Source organism: Weissella minor (assembly GCF_001437425.1).
Lineage (GTDB): Bacteria > Bacillota > Bacilli > Lactobacillales > Lactobacillaceae > Weissella > Weissella minor.
Window position 1 is genome coordinate 24,701 of record NZ_JQCD01000004.1, and the last position, 26,075, is coordinate 50,775.

A 26,075-nucleotide genomic window follows, 5' to 3' on the forward strand; every position below is an offset into this window, starting at 1 on the left:
TAGCATCGTCAATGCAAAAACTCATATTTCTAACTAAAATTTCATATTGATGCTGGAAATTGATTATTCTCAGTAAAAAAAACGAGTACAGAAACAATCTCTGTACTCGTTTTTGTTTTTATTAACGTAAAATATCAATCAAATTCTTATCCGCAGCCTGCTTAGCTGGCAACCAACCGAAGATAACCCCAACCAAGGTCGAGACACCAAGCGCGAAAACAACATCTGCTAGTGAAATAATCGCCTTAATATGCATATCTCCCGGAATAAATTTCGTGACCATATTCGCAATTAAGTAACCACTTAACAAACCAATCAACCCGCCAACAACTGTTAGCACAATTGATTCAATCAAGAACTGATTACGAATATTCGACTCAGTCGCCCCCACGGCTAAGCGAATACCAATTTCTTGCGTCCGTTCAGAAACTGAAATATACATCATATTCATCACACCGATTCCAGCAATAAACAGTGAAATTCCAGCAACAGCACTCACAAAGAACGTTAAGCCATTCAAGACTTTACTAATTTCCCCAATCATCTTATCCGTATCTTCATAAGAGTATGAGCCACTATTACGACTTGAACCTTGCTTTGATAACATTTTCTCAGCCGCTTGACCCACCTTACGTGGATTTTCGCCCTTCTTGACGCTAAGAATCATGACCGCCCCATCGTCATTTGACTCTCTTTGGAAAGCTTCATAAGGAATAATCACATTATCCATATAACGGTCATTTTCATTATAGGTTCCAGCAACTGTGTAAGCATAATTGCCTAACGTTACTGATTTCCCAACCGCATTTTCTGCAGATCCAAAATTCTTTTTTGCTAAATCTTTCGTGATTAAAATCTTATTTTGTCCAACATCAAGATCATTTTGTGAGAAAACTTTTCCACTCTGCATATCCGGTTCATTATCTAGATTACGCATTACGGTAAATGATAAGTCAGTTGATTCATCATTAATAATTCCCGTAGTTTGCCCCGTATCGCCGGATAGCGCTGATAACTCAATCTTTGAAATCTTATGACCAATATCACTTGATTTAATCAAACTCACATCGGCTTGTGATAATCCCTTTTGCCCAGCATCATCATCGTAACCATAATAATCGATTTTAGCTTTTAGCTCACCAGACTTAGAAGTCTTAAATTGGTCGGTAGCCATCTTATTGACCCCATTTCCAATCGCCATAATCGTAATCACAGAGGCAATTCCAATCACAATTCCAATAATGGTCATGAAAGAACGCTTTGGATTCATTTTTAACGATTGCAACGCCGTTAGCACTGTCTCTCTAAATTTCATAATCTGCCCCCATTACCTGACCATCTAAGATCTTAATCATTCGATGCGCTTGTTCACCAACACTCGCATCATGGGTCACGATAATTAAGGTCGTTCCCTGCGCATTTAATTGCTTAAACACGTTCATAATTTCAATCGTTGTACTACTGTCCAAAGCACCAGTTGGTTCATCGGCAATAACAATATTGGGACTGGTCACGATAGCACGTGCAATCGCTACACGTTGCTGTTGTCCCCCTGACAACAATTTAGGAAAAGCATCTGCCTTATCTAAAATACCAACTTCGTCCAAAACACGGTCAACCGTTTGTTTAATTTCTTTATTCGACTTACCTTGATAACGCAAAGGCAAACCAACATTATCTGCAATTGTCATATTCTGAATTAATTTAAAATTTTGAAAAACCCAACCAACATTTTCGTTTCGGAATTTCGTGAACTTTTTCTTACTTAATTCATGTGTGTCTAAACCATTCAACACATAATCCCCTGAAAATTCACGATCCAATAGTCCGATAATATTTAGCAATGTTGATTTTCCTGAACCGGAATGCCCCATAATTGAGACGAATTCGCCATCGTTGATGGTCAAACTAATATCTTTTAACACGTGTTGTTCGTCGTCACCACGCTTAAAATACTTATTAATATGTCGCAACTCTAACATCGCATGCCCCCCTAGATCTTTTTGCCGTCTAGGTCTTTATTACCTGGATCTTTGACGATTTTAACATCTGTGCTCAAATCATCCTTTGAAATCGCATAGGTATCCCCAGTTTGCGTTGCTTTAATGGCTTGCTTTTTAGCCTTACCCTCGTCGACAACATAAATATACTTTTTACCATCCTTATCTTGGACAGCAGATTTTGGCAAAACAACATCATCTTGTGCAATTTTTAAGGTCACTTGTTGTCCTAAACGATAGTTTGAAGCAGCTGTTGTCTTAAAAGTATAATTGGCTACTTTTCCACTTTCTTTGGCAATTTCAGAAATAGATGTGATTTTTTCATCCGTCTTCACATTACCCGAATTTGTTGCCACTTTAACAGTTGCACCAGTTGATAGGCGATCATAATCATAATCCGTCACACTAGAGTCAATGTATCGTGTGCTTGATGAAATCGCAATTTTAACATTTGTCGTATCTTGGTCGTCAATCGACAACATCCCATCATAAGGTGCCACGATGGTCTTAGTCGCCTTATTGTATGCCTCTTGGGCTTCACGCTGTTCTTTTTGCAAATCTTGCGTATCATCACCCTGCGCCTGGGCATTTGCAATTTGCGTTTGTAGTTCAGACCACTTATGTTGCGCTTCATTTTGCGCCTCAGTATCTGTTGCCAAACCAATGACGTCCCCGGCTTGAACTGTCGCACCATCATTGATATATAGCGTAACCTGGGCCCCCTCTGGCACTTTCACATCTTGTTGATGGTCCGCTTTAACCACACCTGATTCACTCAAAGGATCCATTTTTGTTGCATGAATCGTAGCGATTTCATCATCTTTGTTGTCTTTTGGTGTTGGTTGCATCATATAAGCCCCGCTACCAATAACTGCAACACCCACCAAACCACCTAATACCCATTTTGTCTTACGATTTTTAAACATTACTTCCCCTCCAAGTTGGACTTTCGACTATACAATGAATTATACTATCCCGCGTATAATATTGTAAAGGACTAAATAAAAAACACAGACAAAACCTGTCTGTGCTTTCAATGATTATTTAACTTTTTTCCCACGAATCGTTAGGACACTCCAACTAAACATCAAAAGTGGCATGAGCAAAGTCGCCCAAAAACCAGTTCCAAAGAATTGGGTCAAATTTAAATTAACATGCTGATTAAGGACACCCAAAACTGAATTTTGGAACTCATTATAAACGGTCACAGCCACATAAATGACAGCCCCAAAATGCAAGAGTGATGCCAAAAGCGCAATTCCTTTAGCAAAGAAGTTTGGAACAATTTCACCAAAAATATACACAATCGGTAAAATAATCAACATATACAAACCAATCGTCAAATATTGTGACTGCTCTTGCGCACCGGCCGACGTTAGGACATTACTAGCATTCGTCATCAAATCATACAAAGTTACACTTGTCTCACTCATATTAGGCAAAGTGATTTGCAAAAAAGGCAGTATGAAAAAACCAATTAAACTAGCAAGTCCTAGTAAACCACCGATAAAACTAACGCGCGCACGGCGGCGTTTTTTAGTTGGCGCTGGCTTTAACTCTGGCTCATCAAATTCATCTTCTGGATCTGCTTTGACTTGTGCGGCCTTTTTTTCAGCTGCCTTCTGCTCGGCTGCTTTTTTCTCAGCTGCCTCTTGTTCCCGGCGCTTTTCAACACGTGACACAGGTTGTTGTTGCTTTTGATTTTCAACCATTTCAGCAAGTTCTGCTTCTGTTGGTTGGCGACCGTATAATTGCTTAAATGAATCAATCAATGCTTGTTCATCCATAACAATATTCCTCCTATTTATTGGTAAGCATTCAGCATTCATTCAAATACCCTATCCCACATTCATCGGTATTCTGCTAACTGCATTACCCTTTATTTTAATAGTTTAACTATACAATAAAATTAAATTCACGCCAAATCATTGCCCGTTTTCACAAAAAAAGACGACTTTACGCTTGTAAAATCGCCCTTTAAACACATTTTTCACTTATATTCGGCTAGCTAGTCGGGGCATTGCTCCCAAAATGAAAACTCAAACTGGTAACCTTTTTCATAAATAGCCAGTTCGTTCGCCTGCAAAGAAAAACCACGCGCCTCAACCAGTTCTTGTAATGTTGCTAAGTAACGCGTCACTGCATCTTGATAGGCTGGACTTGTATAATAATCAATCCAGGCCTGATATTGATGGCCATGCGGTTGATTTTGCATCGACAAGGCCAATAAATAATAAGATTCAGCACATGGAATGGTTCGCAATAATTGCACCACATCATCGGTTTTTGGGCCACTTTCAAGAAAATAAACATAAGCCTTGCTTTCATCCGTAATGGCACAATTCACCCAATCAGGAGATGGATTTAATCCCAAATGAGCATCCCCTTCATCCAAGGTTTCATCATTCGTTGCTGGTAAAGCCTTAATCTGTTCCGTCACGGCCATAAAATGCGCAATATAATATTCATCTTGCGCGACATAAAAATCACGTGTTATCTGACTTAAATGCCCCTGCTGTAACCCCTGCAAAAATGGCAGGCGCTTAATTTGTGCTAACCATTTTTCTTGAATTGGTTGTAACTGTGTTTTAAGCATTTTGCCAACTTTCCTTCATCGCAGATACCGTCGCGGCTACATCTTGCGCTTGCGTCAGTAATGAAATTACGGCGACCCCATTGAGCCCCGCTTGCTTCAAGGCTGGCAAATCTTTCAATTGAATCCCGCCAATTCCGACCACGGGTAAATGTAATTGATTTGCGTTCAAAATTTCTGATGCGTATTCCACGCCAAGACTTGCGCTCGCATCCGCTTTTGAATTCGTTGGAAAAATCGGTCCGAGGCCTAGATAGTCAATGCGTGGATTGTCGACAGCGGTCATCTCAGATAAATTGTTGATTGAGAGCCCTAATATCATATCAGTTGGTAATTGTGGCACTAATTTTTCAAGTGCCAAATCACTTTGCCCCACATGGATCCCGTCAGCATGCACGTTTAAAGCAAGTTTGACATCATCATCAATCATAAAGGTCACCTGTTCCAATTTAGCAACGGCCCGTAATGCTGCTACCAACTGTTCACGTTGCCCTAATTTTGGAAAAGCCATCCCTTTATCACGATACTGAAAAACCGTCACACCACTTTCAATCACATGGCTCATCTTTTCAAAGGCCACTTCAATCGAATCAGTGGGATAATCTTGTGGCCCTGCAATCGCATAAATCGTTAAATCAAGCATTTTTTCTTACCCCTTATTTTCTTCCAACATACCAGCCCATAGATTAAGTGGCCCATGCCCATGTCCGACATCAATGCCATTTTGAATCACTTGATTCATGTACACCTTCGCGTCTGGCATAATCTCAGGCAAGGTCAACTCTTTTGCTAAGCCAGCCGTAATATAGGCTGACAATGTATCCCCAGTACCATGCGTCCGAATCGTATCAAAGCGCTCACTACGATACCAATACGCTTGTTGGTCAGCCGTATAGAGTAAATCTGATACAGTTTCTTCTGCGCCATGGCCCCCTTTTAATAACACATGCTTAGCTCCTAATTGTTGAATTGCTTGGGCCGCTTGGCACATGTCATCTTTAGAATTGATCGACTGCCCAGTAATCACGGCGGCTTCTTCCAAATTAGGCGTAATTAAATCAGACAAAGGTAATAGCGCTTTAATCATCAAGTCAATTGCTGCATCAGACAACAATTTAGCACCCCCTTTTGCCACCATAACGGGATCAATCACTAAAGGAATCTCCGGAAACTCTGAAACTAAGTCAGCCACCGTCTTAACGATATGTTCATCAAAAAGTGCACCGGTCTTAATAGCTTTAATATCTAAATCATCCATGACAGATTTCATTTGCTGGCGTAAAAGCGATTCACTAACGGGCATCATAGCCTGGACACCTTGTGTATTTTGAGCAGTAATTCCCGTCACAACCGTCGCTGCATAAACATGAGCCAAGGCAAAAAAACGCGTATCCGCATTCAGACCAGCCCCCCCGCTCGCATCAGTTCCAGCAATGGTCAGTACTTGTGGAATCTTTTCTAATGCCATGCCACCACTCCTGCGTTCAAATCAACATCCGTCAATTGATACAAAGCATCATATAAAGCTGCCATATAAGTTCCTGGTCGATCAATACCGGCCTGCGCCCCTGCTTGATTACCTGCTAAACTAAAAGCCATTGCAGCAGCGACGGCTGCATCAACTGAATCATCGGCAATTGCACCAAAGGTTCCAACCACAGCGCTTAACATATCCCCAGCTCCGACATTGACCGCTAATAATGGATTATCATAACTAACCACTGCGGTTTTGGTTCCATCGCTAATGACATCTTGCACACCACTTTGTAAAATCGTTGCCCCGGTTGCTAAAGCCGCTTTTTGCGCAATTGAGACATCTAATGATTGGTCCAGTGCATCAATGCCTTTCCCTGCAACATCAACATCTGCAAACCAACCAATCTCGGATGCGTTCCCGCGAATGTAGTCGAAGTGAACCGCTGCCGCTAGTTCTTTGAGACAAGTTGAGCGGTACGCCATGCCAACTGCCACTGGATCTAAGATAACTGGAATGCCCCGTTCATTCGCCCGTTTTCCAACTTTAATCATCAAAGCCAAGCGTTCTTGAGTGATTGTCCCAATATTCAAAATAACCGCTTGCGCAATATCTACAAATTCATCCGCTTCTTGTGGTGCTTCTAACATCAAAGGGCTGCCACCGAGCATACTAACTGCATCAGCGACATGTTGTGGTGTCACCGAATTAGCCAAATTAACAACTACCGGTTGGTTCGCACGAATTTTCTCAATCATTTGCATCATTTACAAACTCCTATCATTAAAAAAGGCCCAAGGAAAACATTACTTCAAAAAGTAAGCCTTCCTTGAGCCAGTCAGATAGTCAATTCTATGCGTTTACTTTCCTCCGCAAGTTTTGACTTGTTCAGGTTCAAAGGGTCCAATAAAATTGTCTCAGCCGATCTGGCTCCCCTAGTAAATAAATTATTTAATTTTCACAATGTAAGCGTAACACATTCCCTATGCCTTGGGAATATGCAAATATTGGGAACGCCGTGATGGATTACTTAAACAGTGATAATGCCACTAAACTAACTGCTTTACAGCTGCTTCAAAATCCGGTGTGCCAGCAAGATCCAGCATGCCTGCTTTCGTTCCGGAAAAGGATACTTTACCAGCTTGCAATGTAACCAAATGGGCATTCATCGTCTCAATTTCTTTTAAATCATGCAAAGTCACAACAACGGTTTTCCCACGTGCATCAACCAATTCTTGCATCATCTTGAGAATATATTCTGCATTTGAAAAACTCACACCTGCCGTCGGCTCATCAAATAGATAGATATCACGGTCCAGTAAATGTGTGCCATAAGAAAAAAGTAATTGTCGCTCACCACCAGAAAGCTGCCCCATTTTTCGACTAAGAATCTTCGATAAAAAATCTTCTCTAATCAAACGCCCTGTCTCTGTTTCAAGTTTCACGCTACCAATTTGGGTAAATAAATTAATTATTTCTTGAACTGTTAAATTTGGAAACAGCACCGGCTGCTGTACTTTATATGCAACCGATTGATTTGGTATCGGTTGATTTCTCGCACCATTAACGCCAGCAATGGCATCGAATAATGTGGATTTACCGCTACCGTTTTCCCCTAACAGCACATTTAAATAATCAGACGAAAATTCGACCGAAAAATCATCGAAAATCGGTTGGTCTTTATAAGCAAAAGCATAATTTGTGATTTTCATGTGATATTCGCTCCTTTACATCTGATTTATCAGCGGTTTAACATTGAAGTTTTTCAATGAAAATACGCCAATCGCACACATAACGACGCCAACTACGACAAGTTGGAGTGCAACGAGGCCATCGAATCCCTGCCCCGTTATCAATCCTAACATCCACGTTGAAGCTACTAAGAGATACTTTACCGGATTTAACATATATAACATCTGTAAACCGACGTTCGTCGAATCCAGCGTGACCAAATAAAATAATATAAAAATCAAAATGGCCGCTAATACTGATAATGATTCTGGCACAATTTTTAACACGAGCAACAGGGTCAATATCATATAACTGATCGGACCAAATAATATGAGTGTTAATAAGCTGCTAATGAGCAGTTCAGGTTGCCAGGCGCCACTAGTCACCATAACCGCTAAGTTAAAAATAATTAGTTCTAGTGCAATCACCGTCATATAAACTAAAAATAGCGCCAACATAATGGCATTTTTTCTGCTGACAATTAGCCAAAGCTGCTTATAAATACCACTTTCTCTGTAAGTAATCATCGGTAGAATCATAAAATTAAGGATGCTTACAAAAATAATATAGGTCCAAAAATAAACAACTTGTTGCGTCATATTTTGGGCATCAATCCCCCCAGAATAATAATTATACAAATAGTACACCGTCGGAAATACCAAGTTAAATACTAAAGCAATTTTGTTATACCTTAGATTGGCGACAAACAATTTACTAATAGCTACGATTTCAATACGCATACACTTCCCCTTATGAGTGATTTGACTATAATTCAACCCCCATTTAGAGATATTGTCAAGATTTTAATGAGATTAAAATGATAAAATGAATATTTCTATCCAAGTTTTTTAACATTTACGACTTGGTTTAATTTTTATTTTAACCCTGATAAAGAATTTTGCTTTCAAATGGTATCATAAGCACTATACTAATTTATAGATCAAACTCGTTATTTTGATTAGAATAAGCGAGGGGGCTTATGACTAAATTATTTAAACATTGGTTAATGCTTTGGTTATTACTATTTGTCGCAACTGGTTTCTACGCTATGTTTACAATGCCAGCAAACTCACCCCAAGTTACCGCGCTGGGATTGAAAATCTCTAACATTCAAACTGCACATACACTCAGCAATAATTTTAATCTTCACTATGGTTTAGTCGCATTTGGTATGCTCATAACACTTATAGCTGTGTGGGCGTTGACCATCATTCATCAAAATTTCAAAAAGCAGTAATGCCATATTGATAAAACACCCCCAGCGGGTGTTTTTTTATTTACAGGTACTACAATTTCTTAAGAAGCGGTCAAAATTTGACGTTATCGCATGCTGGTGTATTTATTTAAGCTATAATTTCATATAATATAATACCAACTATTACTTTTTAAAGGAGCAAGATCATGCGTAATCGCTTGCATCTTTTCATGCATAAGCCAGCTGTTCAAACCATTTTGGACTACTGTACTCGAATTTATTTAGGCTATTCCAGTGCTGCTATTACCTACTATGCGCTTCTAGCTATCTTACCTAGCCTGTTAGTGTTGGGTAATTTACTATCGATTCTAAATTTAGACTTGGATAATGTCATGCATTTTCTAAATCATTCCATGCCAGATTCCGCCCTCACCATTATTCGGCCGATTATCGAGTCAATTTTGACACAACATAGCGTTGGGGTCTTTTCTGTTTCATTGATTGTTATGTTATGGACTATGTCGCGTTTGGTGGCATCTATCCGTATCTCACAAAATACAATTTATGGCGTTAAGCCCAAAAATATTGCCATTATTGATCAATTTGTTTCATTATTCTGGTTACTACTAATCCTATCAGTCATTGCCAGCATTCTAATGTTCGCGGCATTTGGAACAAATATCCTCCAAACCTTCCCAATTGAGCCGTCTACCATCGCAAAAATTAATGCTGCGCAACCTTACTTCGTTTGGATTGGACTGTTTATCGGTGTTAGTCTTTTCAATTGGTTGCTCCCAGCAAAAAAGCCCTGGCTACCCTGGGCTTTACTTGGAACAGTTTTAGAAGTTAGTGCCTTTACTTTATTGACGCAAGCCTTTAGTAATTATGTGGCCGTCATCGCACAAGCCTATTCGTTCTACCAGGCAATCGGTTCGGTCATTGTATCCATGCTATGGCTAAACTTTATGGCCCTCATTAGTATTATTTGTACAATTATCACGGCAATTTTAAATGAATTTTGGCCAGGAAGTTCACTCAACCGCCGTGAACGCTGGCAAAACAGCCGCGTAAAATAATTTTTTTGAATTTAAGGTTACTTTCAGCCCTGGTTATCACTTTTTTAAGTTAGTGGCCTTATATTATACACATACCTAATTAAGAGAAAAGCTTCCCAAAAACTTTTTTCATAACCTACTCCTATGAAAAACACCTAGTTCCCAAGCTAGGTGTTTTTCTTTGTCCTGATTTAGTCTAAAAGAAAAAGACTGCCGTCTGATGATAGCAGTCTTTTTTTGTTAGGCGTTAATCACACCCATTAAGATTAAGGCAATCACTAAGATACCAACCACAATTCGGTAGTATCCAAAGGCCTTGAAGTCATTCTTCTTAACGTAATCAAGTAAGAACTTAATTGCGATGTATGCAACGATCCATGAAACAATGAATCCAACAACTAACACACCGCTTTGAATGGCAGTAAAACTACCACCCTTTAAGAAGTAATCGGTTAACTTTAGGAATGCAATTCCAAACATCATTGGAATACTCATAAAGAATGAGAACTCAGTCGCAACAAAACGTGATGTTCCAAGTAGCAAAGCACCTAGAATTGTTGCCCCTGAACGTGATGTTCCAGGAATAATCGCTAAGACTTGGAAGAATCCAATAAACAAAGCTAATTTATAACTCATCGCATTCAAATCAGTAAAGCGTGGTTGCTTATCTGATAGGTAATTTTCAATCACAATGAACAAAATACCATAAACAATCAACATCGTGGCAACAACCCAGACATTGTCTTGCATATAATCATTCAAAGCCAAGCCAATCACAGCTGATGGTAGTACCCCCACAATCACCTTTGACCACAATGACCATGTTTGTTGCTTTTCCAAAGCTGTCTTTGACGGCGCAAATGGATTTAACTTGGTAAAATATAATTGCAAAACGGCCATAATCGCCCCAAGTTGAATCACATATTCATACATATGTGTGAACGCTGGCGTCCAGACATTTCCACCAGGAATACCCATCAAGGCATCCGCAATAATAATATGTCCCGTTGATGAAATTGGAAGGAATTCAGTAATTCCTTCAACAATTCCAACAATGAACGACTTCAATAATTCGATCATGATTTATCTCCTCAATTTGCTTGATTTTACCTTACCAAAAAAAGGCGACAAGCTAAAGGTTTGCGTCACTTCTTTAACGCTTTTTAATTTGAATTTAAAAATAAACTTGCAATACTATATGACGTACAGTATAATTCTTTGTATAGAGTAATTAGATATAAAACAAAGGAGTCATACTATGAAGAAGAAGTTATATAAGTCAGATGATCGCGTTCTTGCAGGTGTCTTGGGAGGAATTGCCAACTACATTAACATCGATCCAACAATCGTCCGTGTTGTTTTTGTTATCCTTGGTCTTTTCCTTGGAGCCGGATTGCCAGCGCTAATTTTCTACATTGTCGCTGCCATGATTATCCCAGATATGCCTAATTTTGAAGCACGCGAAGATGTTACACCTCGCGATTAATTCAATGACTAACTAAAACCCCACCTATCACAATGATAGGTGGGGTTTTATGCGTTTAAATCAATTAATAATGGGCTGTCCACGAAGGAACACTCGACATAGTCATACCGTAACCATTAGCAGATATCAGATTTTTCAGCTCACCAACTAAGGGTTTAACCGTTTCTGGTAATTCCGGTGCATGGGCAAGTTTTTGCTGATAAAGCGAATTTGACAACTTGTTAGCAACAACTGGGGCTGCTTGTTTTTCATGATCTAAATCAGCTTTAGCTAATTTAATCACTCTAGCTGCTTCTGGATTCTTGCTGGCATTAATTTGACTTGCCATGGTATCAACTATTTCATGAATCTGCTGAACTCGTTTTGATTTTCCAAAAAACACGATATTCCCTCCTTCAAATTGTCGATAAACCCATCAAGCGCTTAGTTTAATTAACCACGCCCAAGGACCTTTTTAGCAAAGCGGTAGAATGCATATTTAGACTTATTGACTGGGTAGATGTAACTACCAACCTTTTCTTCAATTTGTCCATTGAAACCTTGCTTAAATCCTAGAACACCATCACTACCATCCAAGACACCTGAAATACCATAGAAGTTATAACGTGGAATCTTACGGTCAATGGCCACCTTAAATGCATAATTTTGGACAGCATATGGTCCATAATACTTCTTATATTCTTCATACGTTCCAGAATATAAGTACATCATTTCGACGTCACTAGCTAAGAATAATGCACCTGACAAAACAACCTTACGTTGCCCCGCTTGTTCCATCATTGCTTGTGCATCTTTAATGCGCTTTTCGTGTTGTACTTGTTGATCTGCAAATTCATTGCGTTGACGCTTCAACTTTTTGTAGTTTGGCTTTTCAGCAATACGAGCATCCAAATCATCAAGTTGCTTTTGCAAGTCGTCACTCTTTTCACGTTGCGCATCAATGTAGTCTTGGAAATCAAGTTCTGAAAAGACAAAATAGGCATCATCGCCAAAAATGTCAAAGACCTTCTCATAATAACTCAATTCCTTATCATGATAGTGTAAACGGTCTGCGGTACTTTGCGTCAAATCTTTAAAGGCAGGTAAATCTTCACGTCCCAATCGACGTGTTGTAATACCAAATTGATTAACCTTCTTTGTATAATACTTTCCATCTTTAGCAAAAGAATCTAACAATGCCTTATCTGGATCTTCAGATTCAAGAATTGGTGTTAAATCTTTCGTATATTGCCAATAAGGGGCTGTCGTAACAGTCATACCACGCGTAGGTTTTACATGCGTCCCCCCTAGGGAAACCATCAAGTCAGTTACGCTTTCATCAGGCGCTTCTAACAATTCACCTTCATCATTAAATTTACGATGGACTTTATTTGGCATAACTTCCAAATACACACCATTGTGCTTTTTTGCAAAGGCAATAGTACCGTCCAAAAAGGCCTTTACCAGTTCTGCATTACTGTAATCAATAAGCATCCCGCCATCAATCTTGAATAGTTCACCGGTGTGAATATGCGTCCAGCTAAGCACTGCTGCTGCCACAACTTGTCCATCTTCAACTAGCCCAACTAGAGCCGCATTCCAGCTACGCTCACTGATAACCGTTGCTTGAGCACTTGTTTGCAAAAAACTACTTTGTGGATGGTCTTTTGCAAAACCATCAAACTCTTGCTTAGATAACTCTCGAAATTCCATATTGGCTCCTATTACTTTAATTATTTAGTCTCAATTATACTACACTCATGATATTTTACACTGGAATCCCCTGCTCCAAATAACATTTAATACTATTATAACCTAACATATCTAGCTTAACGCTTTTAATAACACATATAAGTTTTGACAGCATATCTAAAATTTTTCGCAACATGATTTAAAAGCTTTAACTACTAATAAGACTAACCTTGACGCTGGCCGGGCACAACTTTAAGAAAATATTTCAATATTTACATATATGTGACAAAGGAATACGATATGTGTAAATAAAAAAATAGAAATGAGTTATCATGCTTAAAAAAGTTCAGCCTCAACTAGGCATTTGGATTGTGCTTTGTTCTCTTCTGGGTGAAAAAATAGCAACTATAAATCCACATACAACACTGCCAAAGACGCTTATCCTAGTTTTCATTTCCGTCCTATTTATGTGGCTGACAATCTACTTAGTCAATATGCGAACGCACAATGGAAAATTGTTCACGCATACCATTAAATTAACATGGCTACAAAAAACATTTCTTATTATCCTAAGTTTATTCATCCTCCTTAACCTTATGAATACCATAGGTGGGCTAATCTCAATGTCTCACGCCACCTTTAAGCTGATTTTAATTGCCACAGTTACTGCAGTAAGTGCCGGTATCTTTGAAGAATATTTAACACGTGGTTATCTATTTAACCTAGCGCAACGTATTTTAAATTACTACCATATAACCCATTCACCGCTGTTAATCGCTAGTCTTTTCAATAGCTTGATATTTGGGAGTTTACATTTGATGAACTACATTTTTGGTGACCAAGCCCTTATGGCAACACTGCAACAAGTTTTTTATGCGACCTGCGTTGGCTTACTATTTTCCGCTTTACGTATTGCAACCAATACGATTTACATTGGCGCTATCCTGCATTTCCTATTTGACTGGCAAATAGGTATTACTCAAGGCATCTCGGCTTTGATGCCTTGGTCGAATGTTGTGCTTGTTTATCTCCCCATTGCAATATTAAGTGTGCTATTTATCATGACCGTCGATCGACAAGTTAGAAATCAAAAAATGACACTGATTCAACAATAAAAAATAGAAATGAGTTATCATGCAAAAACTAAAACCGCTCTTCCCCCGCTTAGGCTTTTGGATTGTCTTAATTATTTTTATCGGCATCGGCTTTCAGCCATGGAGCACTTCTATGGGCACGACTGACACGATGACTTGTGTCATAGCAACAATCGTTATTATTGCTATCACGATTTGGTTAGTTAATCTTCGTACCCATCATGAAAAATTATTCGAGCACCGCCTTCAATTCAGCCCGATTCAGAAAATCATTCTATTCACTGCAACTATTTTTTTCATAATTTCCTATGTGCTAAATGGTAATATCGATGCTTTAGTTGGTATTTACCATAGCTCGTGGCATGTGACACTCATTGTGACAACCGTTGCCATATCAGCGGGATTCTTGGAAGAATATTTAACACGTGGCTATCTATTTAATCTGTGCCAACGCCTTTTAAATCACTATCACGTCACAACTTATCCGCTATTAATTGCCAGCCTTTTCAATAGTTTAATCTTCGGAAGCTTGCATTTAATGAATTATTTCCTCGGTGGTCAAGGTCTTACTGCGACACTGCAACAAGTCTTTTATGCGACTTGCATGGGGTTACTATTTTCCGCTTTCCGCATTGCAACAAATACGATTTACATTGGCGCTATTCTGCATTTTCTATTGGATTGGCAATTATCCATCACGCAAGGTGCTGCTGGTGTCTCAGATTGGCTTGGTATTATCATCATTTTTCTACCAATGGCCCTATTTAGTCTGCTATTTATCATGACCGTCGATCAACAAGTTAAAAAGCAGCACCTTTATTTAATTCAACAATAAAAAAGCACGGACAATTGTCCGTACTTTTTATTAGCTTATTTTTTTACCGTCACATTATGGGGCTGGTCAATCTGAATTTCAGGATGACGAATGATATAATCACCAATCAAATCAGCCGTCTCTTGTTGGACTTCACGTACAATCTTATCCGTCGCAAACATAGGGAAATCTCCCGCACCACTAGCACGATAATTATTCATCGCTACTTCATATTCAGCATCCATATCAAGGGGCTGTCCTTGATATTGAACATCTGTCACACGCTGACCGAAAGGCTTTCCGATTGCAAGTGTGTAATCAATTCCAGACCAAATATCATAATTATAATGTTGCACCTTTGGTTCCAAGAACCGTGGATTCACGCCAACTTCACCTTGTTCATCTAACATAAAGTAGCGGGCATTAACTTCTAATGCCGCCTTGATATCGGCTCCGCTTAACTTTTCAACCACAAGTGTATTCGGATAAATATAATTTGTCATAATATCCCGTAAAGTTACGGCGTCTGGCAAACCTTGGACTTCATCATTAAACAAAGCTGTATTCGCAATACTCGTTTGACCAGCCTCCATCTGAACGCGATTCACCAATTCAATGAATGGATGATTGTCCCGACGGGCAGCAAAATGGTCGTTAATTTGCATATTATTCCCAACATGACCAAATGCATGATCCAGCCACGTATTCGTCGCATTCTGCAATGGATCCACACGTGCCACAATATCATCACGTTCAGGATAAGCTTGTGTTTGAATTAATGCAGCATCTGCATCTTGCACATGCTTATTTTCATCCAAAGTCAACACAATTTCACCAACTTCACTACCACGGTAGCCTGGTTGCGTTGTTGGAACACCGTTAACGACTTGTGCAATCTTACGATGTTGATGCCCAGTAATCAGCGCATCGACACCTGATAAGTGCAATAGCTGATAACCTTGATTTTCACCAGTCACAGCTTCTAACGAATGCCCTGTATCCAAGTCTTCAGCAAAACCACCATGATAAGCCAATACCAAAACATCAACTTGTTCGCGCAATTCAGCAATATACTGTTGCGCAACTTGTATCGGATCCAAAAAGGTCAAACCTTGAATATTTTCAGCAGTTTCCCAATGTGGCACATAACTCGTCGTTAGACCTATGATGCCGATTTTAACACCATCCCGGTCGATAATTTTATACGGAACTCCAATAAAAGGTGCCTGCGTCTTATCATCAATCACATTGGCATTAATCAATTTTTCATCATCCGCCAATAAGTGTGTCAAATAATCACGACCATAATTAAATTCGTGATTACCTAAAACACGCACATCATAACCAACTTGATCTGCCAACTCACCATATAGCGCATCTGCACCATCACCTTGTCGCGAAATATAATTGGTTAAGGGCGAACCTTGAATAAAGTCACCATTTTCAATCGTGATGACAGCATTATCGGCTGTCGCTGAATGCTTAATGGTTTCAATGACCGTCGCAGCTCGTGATAAGCCAAAGCCATCATTAATGGCTGGACGACGAAAATCATCAGCCCGGACATAACCGTGGACATCTGATGTTGATAAAAGTGTTACTTGCATGACGCATCCCCCATTTAAACGAGACGCTTACGGATTTGACCTGAAAGGTAATCGATAACCGTCACCATTACAATAATTCCGAGTAAGATAATTCCAACTCGTGACCAATTACGTGTTTGTAGCGCGAAAATCAATGGCGCTCCAATTCCACCGGCTCCAACAATTCCAAGGATTGAGGCAGAACGCACCGCAATTTCAAAACGATACAACGTGTAATTCATAAAGGCTGGCAAAACAGCTGGGATGGTTGCAAGCGTCCAACTATCAACAGCTGAACCTCCGGCTGCCACAATCGCTTCGTTCGGACCGCGATCAATATCTTCAATTGATTCACCAAACAATTTTCCAAGCATACCAATTGAGTGCACTGACACAGCAAGGACACCGGCATAGGCTCCAGGCCCAACCGCCTTAATGAACATCAAAGCTAGCACAATTTCAGGGAACACACGAATAACCGTCAAAAGGAACTTACCAATTGTTGCGTGGGCACTAAAGCCACGCTTCGTATGTGCCGCCAAAAAGGCGAATGGAATTGTCAAGAAAGCGGAAATAAATGTACCCAAAAAGGCAATCGCCAAAGTTTCGACCAAGGCATTAATCAAGTCTTCCCCATCACCGATATAAACAAAATCCCAATCTGGATGGAACAAACCATTCAAAATCGCCATGGTCACTTCGCCAGCAGTCTCTTTAATTGAACTCATATCAATTCCTGAGAAGGCCCAGAGATAGATTAAGACAACTACAAGAGTAATAAACCAAGGCTTAATTCGTTGCCAAAGCGTTCTATTTACTTTTTGCATTATGCTAAGGCCTCCCGTAAGTGATTTGAAATTCCATCAACAACAACAACAACTGCCAAAATTCCTAAGATAACAATGGCTGTTCGGTCGTATAAGAACATTGAAAGGGTCTGGTCTAGGTATAGACCAACACCACCGGCTCCTAAGTAACCAAGCACTGTTGACGCACGCACGTTAATCTCAAGTGTGTACAAGAAGTAACTCAAGAATTGATTCGTCACTTGCGGAATCACCGCAAAAATAATCGTTTGCACACTATTGGCACCAGCCGCAGTCAAGGCTTCAACTGGTCCTTCATCAATTGTTTCAACAGCTTCATAAAACAGTTTTGAAATCATTCCAAAACTAAAGACCGTTAAAGCACCAACACCGGCCATTGGTCCAATTCCGACAATCGCCACGAAAACCGCAGCCAACAACATGTCTGGAACCGCACGGACAATATTCAAGAAGAAACGGACAACACTCAAAACGAACTTATTTTTCATAATATTCGTTGAAGCCATTAAACTAAACGGAATGGCTAGTAATGTTCCAAATAACGTTCCCACTAAGGCCATTTGGACCGTTTCCAAAATAGGTTGCACAATTACTGGAAAATATGACCAATCTGGGTGTGCCATTTCTTTCCAAATTTGAAAGAATTGGTCCCAGCTGAATTCAGTCTCAATCCCAACTTTTTGCACTGAACCCGCGATAATAATTGCGACTAGGATGATCGCAAAAAGGGCCTTTAGGTGCCATTTTTGAGCAAAGTCGCGCTCAGGTAAAGTTGCATTCATTAGTCTTTTCCATCACTTTCTTCAGCATAAATCTCCGAGAAATCAGATTCCTTGACGGCTTGAATTGGTTCATCATACACAAGCTTTCCACCACGTAGACCAATAATGCGGCTTGCGTATTCACGGGCTAGGGGCACACTGTGCAAATTGACGATAACCGTCATGCCTAATTCTTCATTCAAGCGCTTCAAATCATCCATAACCATCTTAGTTGTCTTAGGATCAAGTGAGGCAATTGGTTCGTCAGCCAAAAAGACAGTTGGTGATTGCATCATCGCACGGGCAATGGCGACACGTTGTTGTTGTCCCCCTGATAATTCATCAGCACGTGTATAATACTTGTCTAGCATATTAACGCGTTCCAAATTATTCTCGGCACGTTGCTTATCTTCCTTTGAATACAAGCCTAAAGCACTTTTAATTGATGAATAGTAGCCAACGCGCCCATTAAACACATTCCGTGCAACAGAAACACGATTAACCAGATTAAAGTTTTGGAAAATCATCGCGATATTGCGACGAATCATACGTAATTGTTTCCCTTTTGCTTCGGTAATGTCTTCATCATCAATCAAAATATGACCATCAGTCACATCGTGCAAACGATTAATCGCACGTAACAATGTACTTTTACCAGCTCCTGATAAACCAACTACCACGACAAATTCACCAGCTTTAATGTCTAAATTAATATCATCTAGCCCCACTGTGCCGTTTTTATAAACCTTAGATACGTGATCAATCTTAACTGTTCCTTTTGGGCTTTCCATCGTTGCCACTACTCCGTTTCTGTGTTGCCATTGAGGCATTTTTTTAATTTCGCTTTTAAAAGGATTTACTTCCTTAGCGTGAAAAAAGGAACTAATCTAAATGGATTAGCTCCTTAAATTTTTAACTGACCTAGTTGAAATTACTTAATGTCTTCCAACTTCTTTTGGTAATCACGAACCTTATCGAAGTTTGAATCCTTGGTATCAGTTACACCTTCCCAAGTATAGACATCATGCATAATCTTCTTACCTTCTTTGTCGTCATTGGCCACTGTCTTCAAAGCCTTCTTTAGCGCTTCTTGATCGTGCTTTGAGACACCCTTACGAACTGAGATTGTATCATTTGGAATCTCTTCAGTGTATGTAAGTGCGCGTGTCTTCTTAAAGACGTCCTTATTGTCTTTCTTTACCAAATTACGAGCATCGTTAAAGATGAATGCGGCATCAGTATCACCGTTCAAAACTGACATAACTCCTTGGTCATGACCCTTAACAGTTACGAGCTTTGAATCCTTGATAACATTAACGCCATCCTTCTTCAAATCAACGATTGGGAAGATGTATCCAGCGTCAGAAGTCGTTCCTTGAACGGCAATTGACTTACCCTTCAAATCCTTGACATCTTTAATCTTTGAATCGTCTTTAACAACAACCATCGCACGGTATGAGTCAACTAACTTATCTGTACTTGATCCATCACCCTTTTTATCGTTAATGTCATAACGTTCTGATTGCAAAAGTGGCTTTACACCATACTTATCGTTGGCGTGTACATATGGGTCAGGTGGCAAGAATCCCAAGTCCACTTTCTTTGATCCCATTGCTTCAACCACAGTATTGTAGTCTGTTGAAACAGAAACATGGACAGGCACGCCACCCAATTCCTTAGACAACAACTTTTCAAGTGGCTTAGTCTTTGCTTCCATCTTGTCAGCTTGTGATGAAGGCACGAATTGCACGTTAACTTCCTTCATATCAACTTTTGAGGCTGCATCAGCAGAAGTTGATGTGACAACCCCAGCTGTTGCAGTCGCTGCCAAGGTCATAGCAGTTCCTAAAAGCATTTTCTTTAACATCAGAACCTATCTCCTTAAATTTGCTCGCTTATTGCGAAAGTAAGTAAATCCCTTTTTTGAATTAAAGGTTACTTTAAGTATAATATCCGAACAATATGTTAGTCAATGACAATTTTGTTCCATTTTAGCGGTTAAACGTTTTAATAATAAACCAAATAAAAAAAGTTCGGGAGCTAACCCGAACTTTATTTTTTTTAGTTTTTTAAGGTGCCGGTAAAGCATGTTTATCTGCCGTATACATATCAACTGCGCCACCATAAAGGGGGCCGGTCTCAGCTGGCTCTAAATCTAATTCTTTACGTAAGTTATCCGTGACACCTTGTTTCGTTTCATTGCTAATATACTCAGCAGAGCCACTCTTGGTATTATAAGATTTCCCAACCAAATGATCTGTCTTAATGTTTTTCCCAGCTGGTAAATAATTACCACTAATTTGTTGGATATTAGTGAAGCTCAAATCTGTTTTTACCGATTTACTGATTGCTGATAAAAATCCTTGATCAGCTAACCGAACTGGATTAGAAAGTCCCTTGCTGGCAATGCCTTCCAATACCAAACGTTGACGCGCTTGGCGTCCATAATCGCCTTCTGGATCTTGGTAACGCATGCGTGAAAAGGCTAATGCCGCAGCACCATCCATTTTACTATATGATTTAGTCTTGCCATCTTTACCAGTATGTGTAAAATCAGATGACCCCTTCTTAAATTCATATAAATTACCCGCGTCTTCATGCGCTGTATCTGGGTTGTACTTAAATGATAGCGGTGACGTCACTTTGACCCCACCTAGTTCATTCACCACCTGTTCCAGTCCACGCATATTTACCAAAGCATAATAATCAACAGGCACATTGAGCCAAGCTTGCACGGTTTGCATGGAAGTCTCCGCTGAACCAAATTCATAAGCTGAATTTAACTTAGCTGGAAATTGGTTTTCAAAACCAATTGGCGCAATGATGGTATCGCGCGGTAAAGAGACCAATGTGGTCGTCTGTTTTTGTGGATTAACTACAGCCAACATCATTGAATCCGTTCGACCTTTATATTTACGACCTAATTCACCCGTATCAGTTCCCATCAATAAAATGGAAAAAGGTTTACGTTCCTTCAATAATTGGTCAGTATTACGGGCTTTTTCAAAACCAGCACTCTCATATGATTTATTCACTGCTTTTTGTGCATTACCCAATGCACGGAAACCAAACAAACCACCCAAGCCAACCAAAATGACAACAAGCACTAACATAATGTTACGCCCGCGATAAGCTCGCTTGATGTACTTTAGCCCCCCACTTCTATTATCTGGATCTGTCATTGTTCATCTTCACTCCCCGAGTAATACTATTTTAAACTGCAACCGGCGCCTTAATCGTTTTAGCCGGATGGTAATTCTTAATTTTAATATCATCCATTGTGTAATCAAAAATCGATGTCACTTCTGGATTTAACCAAAGTTCTGGCAAATCAGCCATTGGTCGTGATAATTGTTCTTGAACTTGTTCAATATGGTTATTGTAAATATGGGCATCCCCCAAGGTATGAACAAATTCACCGGCCTCATAACCTGTTTGGGCTGCTACCATGTGCAAAAGCAATGAGTACGAAGCGATATTGAAAGGTACACCTAAGAACATATCCGCTGAACGTTGGTACAATTGTAAGCTAATCTTGCCATCTGCAACATAAAACTGGAATAAAGCATGGCAAGGTGGTAGCGCTTGTGTTGGTACCGCCTCAGGATTCCAAGCCGTCACAATTAAGCGACGTGAATCAGGATGCACTTTAATTTGGTCAATCACATCTTGGATTTGGTCAATAAAACCACCTTGAACCTTCTTCCAATGACGCCATTGTGCACCATAGACATCACCAAGCTCACCAAATTCGGCAGCAAAGGCATCATCACTTAGCATCTTATCCACAAAAATTTGATGTTGTTCATCATACGCAGCAGCAAATTCTTCATCAACTAGGGCGCGACGTCCAAAATCAGTCATATCAGGTCCATCGTATCCGTCAGACTCAATCCAATTTTTAAAGGCCCACTCATCCCAGATATGATTATTGTTCTCAAGCAAGAATTTAATATTCGTGTTTCCTTGTAAGAACCACAACAACTCACTCTTAATTAGTTTAAAAGGTACTCGCTTTGTTGTAAGCAAGGGGAACCCTTCCGCCATATCAAAACGCATTTGGCGTCCCAAGACAGAATGTGTTCCAGTCCCTGTACGGTCAGTCTTAACCGCACCAGTTTCTAAAATGTTTTGTAAAGTATCTAAATACGCTTGTTCATTCTGACTCATAACTATTTCTCCTCGCTAACATTGATGTATTGATCAAAATGCATTTTTTCAATATCTTCCGCATGAATGGCAACCTGTTCTAAGGCGACCTGTTTTTCGGCAATTAATTCCATCGCAAAGGCATCATTGCGATAGTTACGTAGGTAGTTAATCTTTTTAATACCCGCTTGTAGTAACAACATTGTACATTTAGCACATGGAAAATCCGTTACATAGATTTCCGCCCCATCTGACGAAATACCCATCTTAGCCATTTGTATCAGCGCATTTTGTTCGGCATGTACGGCACGAATACAGTGCCCATCAACCATTAAGTCGCCGACCTCATCACAATGTGGCGTTCCTGAAACTGATCCATTATACCCACTGGCAACAATCCGACCATCTTTGACAACCACTGCGCCGACTTGTAAACGGGTACATGTACCACGCGATGCCATCATTACTGCTTGTAACATGAAATAAGTAGGCCATTCAACTCGTGTTTCAGCCATCATTTTCCTCACTTTTCATTGACGCTTATTTAAATAAACGGGGATTTGGACTTTGACTTTCCTAAGTCAAATCCTATTAAAATGCGTTTTTGACTCATTCGTTAAAAAAATAACAAAAATTACTAATAAAAAACAACTTTCAATGTTATAAAAATTATGGTAAAATAATAAAAGGCCTTGTTGTACATAAAAACAACGCCAAATCATTGTCTCGATTTCATTTGTCGAGAGCTTGCGGGTTTGACTCGCGAAAGGAAGTGTTTCTATGCCTGCAACATTAGCAGAAATTAAACAGAAACTTGATAGCCATCTAGGAGAAGCCGTTACATTGGTTACGCACGAAAGTCGTCATCGTACAATCGAACATCAAGCCATTGTCCGTGAAACTTTCCCTGCTGTCTTTGTCCTAGACCTACAACAAGATGGTCATGAATTCGACCGTGCGTCATTTAGCTATACTGACGTCCTAACTGAAAACATTGAACTTGATTTTGACATTCAAGATTAAAAGCTTTTGTTTATTATACTAAACCTCATCCGTACTAAGTACCAGTGATGAGGTTTTTTTGTATTTTCTTTATAATCTTAGGGTCTTGACTTTTTTATCATTTTATTCTAATAATTAAGGCTGAATATACTAGTAGATTAACTTAAGAAAGAGGTACCCTTTATGACAAAAGCACAACCATCTGACTTCAACTGGGAAGACTTGGGTTTTGAATACCACGATCTCCCTTATCGCTATCGCGCCATTTATCGCGATGGACAATGGCAAGCCGGAGAAATTACTGAAGACAGCTCAATCAATATGAGTGAAGCTGCAGCCGCAATTCACTATGGCCAACAAGTTTTTGAAGGTTTAAAGGCATATCGCCGTTCAGATGGTGGGGTCAACATTTTCCGTCCCGACCAAAACGCTGCTCGTATGCGTCAATCAGCCGAACGTCTATTGATGCCAGCCTTCCCTGAAGAAACCTTTGTGGAGGCAGTCCAGGCTGTCGTCAAAGCTAATCAAGACTTTGTACCGCCTTATGGCTCAGGAGCCACACTCTACATTCGTCCTTATTTGATTGGGACTGGTCCAGTTGTTGGTGTGAAACCTGCTGATGAATTTGTCTTTGGGATTTATGTCACACCTGTTGGTGCTTACTACAAGGGTGGCCTAACACCGACTGCTTATGTGACAAGTCCCTATGACCGTGCTGCTCACGGTGGAACTGGTCGCGCTAAGGTTGGTGGTAACTATGCTGCATCAATGTTACCTGGTCAACAAGCCCATGCAGATGGCTATTCTGACGTCGTGTACCTTGACCCACGTTTACATGAAACCATTGAAGAACTCGGATCAGCTAACTTCTTTGGTATCACACATGACAACCGCTTCCTAACACCTAAGTCACCGTCAATTTTGCCTTCAATTACGAAGTACTCATTACTTGCGCTAGCAGAAGAAGCCGGTATGGTAACAGAAGAAACGACAATCAGTATTTATGATCTTGATCAATTTGCTGAAGCAGGGGCCATGGGAACGGCTGCTGTCATTTCACCCGTGGGTTCAATCACCCACAATGGCAACAAACATGTTTTCTATTCAGAAACTGAAGTTGGACCAAAGACGCAAGCATTGTACGATCGCCTATTGGGCATTCAATTCGGTGACGCAACAGGACCTGAGGGTTGGGCCGTTGATGTCCCATTAAACTAAAACAAATAAAAAACGCTTAACTGGGCATTACCAGCTAAGCGTTTTTTTATGTTGTTGGTTCAATCTTTGATTCTGGAACACGGATCACTTCAAAATCACTGATGTAGGCATCCTTATAATGCAAAGCGGTCAATTTAAATGGACCAACTTGCATTTCACTACCCGCACGAGCATTTGGATTATCATCCAACATGTAACCCGTTAACGTAACCATATCTGAACGGTCAAACTCACGAATTTCAGTTTTGAAATAACGTTCAAAATCGTACAAGGTCATCTTACCAGAAACACGATAATGCATAACTCCGGCATCATCTGAACCTAATTTTTCAACTAAATCATCCGCAACATCATCAACTTCATCACGAACTGTTCCAAAGAGCTCTTCATAAACGTCTTTGTCAGTTACGATTCCCGAAGTCCCACCAAATTCGTCTTTAATGACTACCATCGGCGTCCGCTTTTTAATCATTTCTTGCAGAGCATCTTGAATCGGCATCTTTTCCGGAACAGTTGGCATCTGACGCAAAATTTTACGAACAGAAACTGAGTCATCGACTGCGGCTTGGCGCATCAAATCATAATTAAAGATATAACCTAAAACTTTATCTTTATCGTTGTCGGCAACAACCGGCAAACGTGAAAACTTTGATGTAAAGTATACTTTCACTGCGTCTTTGATTGATGTATTGATATCAATCACGACCATTTGTGTTCGGTCAATCATGATATCTTCAACATCCTTATCGTTCATTTCAAAGGCACGTTGCATTAATAAATAGTCTTCGTCTTGTAATTGTCCTTGACGCGCTGCATTACGTGACAAACTGAGAATTTCTGCTTCAGAATACACATCGTCATCTTCAGAGGCAGTCTTAAGCCCCATCATATGGGTAACCACATTCGCTGAAATGTTCAACAACCACACAAATGGGTAGAACAACAAATGGAAGAAATGCAATGGTCCCGACACGGCCAAAGCCATTTTAACTGGGAACTCAATTGAGACATTTTTAGGTACCAATTCCGTAAAGACCACTTCAACATAGGTCAAAAGAATCAAAGCAATTACAGATGCAATCACTCCCGAACTTGGCCCAGTCATTTTTTGAATAATCCCCATATTCAACAACAAATGGGCCACGGTTGACTCCCCCATAAATCCAAGGAGTAGTCCTGATAGCGTAATTCCCACTTGTGTTGTTGATAAATACTCATTCAAATGTTCCACCATGTAGATGGTACGATCAATTTTACGTGATGGCTTGTCACGATCTTCTTGCATTTCCCGCAAGGTACTTTTACGAACTTTAACTAAAGCAAATTCAGCCGCCACAAAGATTGCAGCAAACACTAACACCAGGATAATTATCAATAATGACATCCATAGTTGTGCGTTACTCAATTGTTTTCCCTCTT

29 protein-coding genes and 1 riboswitch are annotated in these 26,075 nt (G+C 39.9%); of the genes, 7 read left to right on the plus strand and 22 right to left on the minus strand.

Annotation, left to right across the window (positions count from 1 at the left end):
* Positions 1-121 precede the first annotated feature (121 nt).
* The 10 genes from IV67_RS00160 to IV67_RS00205 all read right to left on the minus strand — a co-directional run bounded on the left by IV67_RS00160 (position 122) and on the right by IV67_RS00205 (position 8,538).
* Positions 122-1,315 carry an ABC transporter permease gene (locus tag IV67_RS00160; RefSeq protein WP_057785931.1) on the minus strand — a complete coding sequence of 398 codons (1,194 nt, stop codon included), beginning with the start codon at positions 1,313-1,315 and terminating at the stop codon, positions 122-124.
* A complete protein-coding gene (locus IV67_RS00165) occupies positions 1,305-1,982 on the minus strand; it encodes an ABC transporter ATP-binding protein (protein WP_057785933.1) in 678 nt (225 codons plus the stop codon). The genes IV67_RS00160 and IV67_RS00165 overlap by 11 nt, the downstream gene beginning before the upstream one ends.
* Before the next feature lie 11 nt (positions 1,983-1,993).
* Positions 1,994-2,926, minus strand: coding sequence for an efflux RND transporter periplasmic adaptor subunit (locus tag IV67_RS00170; protein ID WP_057785935.1), 933 nt, complete (start codon positions 2,924-2,926; stop codon positions 1,994-1,996).
* A 114-nt stretch (positions 2,927-3,040) separates the two neighbouring features.
* Entirely contained in the window at positions 3,041-3,787 is a 747-nt protein-coding gene (locus IV67_RS00175; protein ID WP_057785936.1) for a cell envelope integrity TolA family protein, read from the minus strand.
* A gap of 221 nt (positions 3,788-4,008) precedes the next feature.
* Complete coding sequence (locus tag IV67_RS00180) at positions 4,009-4,596, minus strand: thiaminase II/PqqC family protein (RefSeq protein WP_057785938.1); 588 nt, start codon at positions 4,594-4,596, stop codon at positions 4,009-4,011.
* Positions 4,589-5,236 carry a thiamine phosphate synthase gene (gene thiE / locus IV67_RS00185; RefSeq protein ID WP_057785940.1) on the minus strand — a complete coding sequence of 216 codons (648 nt, stop codon included), beginning with the start codon at positions 5,234-5,236 and terminating at the stop codon, positions 4,589-4,591. Before thiE ends, IV67_RS00180 begins: the two co-directional genes overlap by 8 nt.
* A gap of 6 nt (positions 5,237-5,242) precedes the next feature.
* A complete protein-coding gene (gene thiD, locus IV67_RS00190) occupies positions 5,243-6,061 on the minus strand; it encodes a bifunctional hydroxymethylpyrimidine kinase/phosphomethylpyrimidine kinase (RefSeq protein WP_057785942.1) in 819 nt (272 codons plus the stop codon).
* A complete protein-coding gene (thiM, locus tag IV67_RS00195) occupies positions 6,052-6,834 on the minus strand; it encodes a hydroxyethylthiazole kinase (RefSeq protein WP_057785944.1) in 783 nt (260 codons plus the stop codon). The genes thiD and thiM overlap by 10 nt, the downstream gene beginning before the upstream one ends.
* Before the next feature lie 81 nt (positions 6,835-6,915).
* Positions 6,916-7,014, minus strand: a riboswitch (TPP riboswitch).
* Positions 7,015-7,116: 102 nt separating this feature from the next.
* A complete protein-coding gene (locus IV67_RS00200) occupies positions 7,117-7,779 on the minus strand; it encodes an ATP-binding cassette domain-containing protein (RefSeq protein ID WP_057785946.1) in 663 nt (220 codons plus the stop codon).
* Positions 7,780-7,794: 15 nt separating this feature from the next.
* A complete protein-coding gene (locus IV67_RS00205; protein ID WP_057785948.1) occupies positions 7,795-8,538 on the minus strand; it encodes a hypothetical protein in 744 nt (247 codons plus the stop codon).
* 239 nt (positions 8,539-8,777) lie between these two features.
* Between IV67_RS00205 and IV67_RS00210 the strand changes: the two genes are divergently transcribed.
* The gene (locus IV67_RS00210; RefSeq protein WP_057785950.1) at positions 8,778-9,035 is read left to right on the plus strand and encodes a hypothetical protein; all 258 of its coding nucleotides are present in this window, start codon (positions 8,778-8,780) and stop codon (positions 9,033-9,035) included.
* Between the two features lie 164 nt (positions 9,036-9,199).
* Positions 9,200-10,069: a YihY/virulence factor BrkB family protein gene (locus IV67_RS00215; RefSeq protein WP_057785952.1), complete on the plus strand. Its 870-nt coding sequence runs from the start codon at positions 9,200-9,202 to the stop codon at positions 10,067-10,069.
* Between the two features lie 219 nt (positions 10,070-10,288).
* Here the strand turns inward: IV67_RS00215 and IV67_RS00220 are convergent, their stop codons facing one another.
* Entirely contained in the window at positions 10,289-11,128 is an 840-nt protein-coding gene (locus IV67_RS00220; RefSeq protein ID WP_057785954.1) for an undecaprenyl-diphosphate phosphatase, read from the minus strand.
* Between the two features lie 178 nt (positions 11,129-11,306).
* Between IV67_RS00220 and IV67_RS00225 the strand changes: the two genes are divergently transcribed.
* Positions 11,307-11,534, plus strand: coding sequence for a PspC domain-containing protein (locus tag IV67_RS00225; protein ID WP_057785956.1), 228 nt, complete (start codon positions 11,307-11,309; stop codon positions 11,532-11,534).
* 64 nt (positions 11,535-11,598) lie between these two features.
* Here IV67_RS00225 and IV67_RS00230 read toward each other — a convergent pair whose 3' ends face one another.
* Both IV67_RS00230 and IV67_RS00235 read right to left on the minus strand, forming a co-directional pair.
* Positions 11,599-11,916, minus strand: a complete 318-nt coding sequence (locus tag IV67_RS00230) for a bacteriocin immunity protein (RefSeq protein ID WP_057785958.1) — start codon at positions 11,914-11,916, stop codon at positions 11,599-11,601.
* A 50-nt stretch (positions 11,917-11,966) separates the two neighbouring features.
* Positions 11,967-13,226, minus strand: coding sequence for an aminoacyltransferase (locus IV67_RS00235; protein ID WP_057785960.1), 1,260 nt, complete (start codon positions 13,224-13,226; stop codon positions 11,967-11,969).
* Positions 13,227-13,828: 602 nt separating this feature from the next.
* Between IV67_RS00235 and IV67_RS09335 the strand changes: the two genes are divergently transcribed.
* Positions 13,829-14,320, plus strand: coding sequence for a CPBP family intramembrane glutamic endopeptidase (locus IV67_RS09335; protein WP_162261061.1), 492 nt, complete (start codon positions 13,829-13,831; stop codon positions 14,318-14,320).
* 19 nt (positions 14,321-14,339) lie between these two features.
* Positions 14,340-15,134: a CPBP family intramembrane glutamic endopeptidase gene (locus IV67_RS00245; RefSeq protein ID WP_057785964.1), complete on the plus strand. Its 795-nt coding sequence runs from the start codon at positions 14,340-14,342 to the stop codon at positions 15,132-15,134.
* A 35-nt stretch (positions 15,135-15,169) separates the two neighbouring features.
* Here IV67_RS00245 and IV67_RS00250 read toward each other — a convergent pair whose 3' ends face one another.
* The 8 genes from IV67_RS00250 to IV67_RS00285 all read right to left on the minus strand — a co-directional run bounded on the left by IV67_RS00250 (position 15,170) and on the right by IV67_RS00285 (position 22,951).
* Positions 15,170-16,720 (minus strand): bifunctional metallophosphatase/5'-nucleotidase, encoded by a 1,551-nt coding sequence (locus IV67_RS00250; RefSeq protein ID WP_057785966.1) that lies wholly within the window; start codon positions 16,718-16,720, stop codon positions 15,170-15,172.
* A gap of 14 nt (positions 16,721-16,734) precedes the next feature.
* Positions 16,735-17,526 (minus strand): phosphonate ABC transporter, permease protein PhnE, encoded by a 792-nt coding sequence (gene phnE / locus IV67_RS00255; RefSeq protein ID WP_057785968.1) that lies wholly within the window; start codon positions 17,524-17,526, stop codon positions 16,735-16,737.
* A complete protein-coding gene (gene phnE / locus IV67_RS00260; protein ID WP_057785970.1) occupies positions 17,526-18,308 on the minus strand; it encodes a phosphonate ABC transporter, permease protein PhnE in 783 nt (260 codons plus the stop codon). The genes phnE (IV67_RS00255) and phnE (IV67_RS00260) overlap by 1 nt, the downstream gene beginning before the upstream one ends.
* Complete coding sequence (phnC, locus tag IV67_RS00265) at positions 18,308-19,078, minus strand: phosphonate ABC transporter ATP-binding protein (RefSeq protein WP_057785972.1); 771 nt, start codon at positions 19,076-19,078, stop codon at positions 18,308-18,310. The genes phnE (IV67_RS00260) and phnC overlap by 1 nt, the downstream gene beginning before the upstream one ends.
* Before the next feature lie 140 nt (positions 19,079-19,218).
* Complete coding sequence (locus IV67_RS00270) at positions 19,219-20,154, minus strand: phosphate/phosphite/phosphonate ABC transporter substrate-binding protein (RefSeq protein WP_057785974.1); 936 nt, start codon at positions 20,152-20,154, stop codon at positions 19,219-19,221.
* Between the two features lie 202 nt (positions 20,155-20,356).
* Positions 20,357-21,469, minus strand: a complete 1,113-nt coding sequence (locus IV67_RS00275) for an LCP family protein (protein ID WP_057785976.1) — start codon at positions 21,467-21,469, stop codon at positions 20,357-20,359.
* Between the two features lie 31 nt (positions 21,470-21,500).
* Entirely contained in the window at positions 21,501-22,457 is a 957-nt protein-coding gene (locus tag IV67_RS00280; RefSeq protein ID WP_057785978.1) for a thymidylate synthase, read from the minus strand.
* Between the two features lie 2 nt (positions 22,458-22,459).
* On the minus strand, positions 22,460-22,951 hold the full coding sequence (locus tag IV67_RS00285; protein ID WP_057785980.1) for a deaminase: 492 nt from the start codon (positions 22,949-22,951) through the stop codon (positions 22,460-22,462).
* 265 nt (positions 22,952-23,216) lie between these two features.
* Here IV67_RS00285 and IV67_RS00290 point away from each other — a divergent pair, with 265 nt between their 5' ends.
* Together IV67_RS00290 and IV67_RS00295 are read left to right on the plus strand one after the other, a co-directional pair.
* Positions 23,217-23,459 carry a Veg family protein gene (locus IV67_RS00290; RefSeq protein ID WP_057785982.1) on the plus strand — a complete coding sequence of 81 codons (243 nt, stop codon included), beginning with the start codon at positions 23,217-23,219 and terminating at the stop codon, positions 23,457-23,459.
* 162 nt (positions 23,460-23,621) lie between these two features.
* Positions 23,622-24,656 (plus strand): branched-chain amino acid aminotransferase, encoded by a 1,035-nt coding sequence (locus IV67_RS00295; protein ID WP_057785984.1) that lies wholly within the window; start codon positions 23,622-23,624, stop codon positions 24,654-24,656.
* A 46-nt stretch (positions 24,657-24,702) separates the two neighbouring features.
* On the opposite strand, the gene IV67_RS00300 is transcribed toward IV67_RS00295, so the two are convergent.
* A complete protein-coding gene (locus tag IV67_RS00300) occupies positions 24,703-26,061 on the minus strand; it encodes a hemolysin family protein (RefSeq protein ID WP_057785986.1) in 1,359 nt (452 codons plus the stop codon).
* Positions 26,062-26,075: the final 14 nt, after the last annotated feature.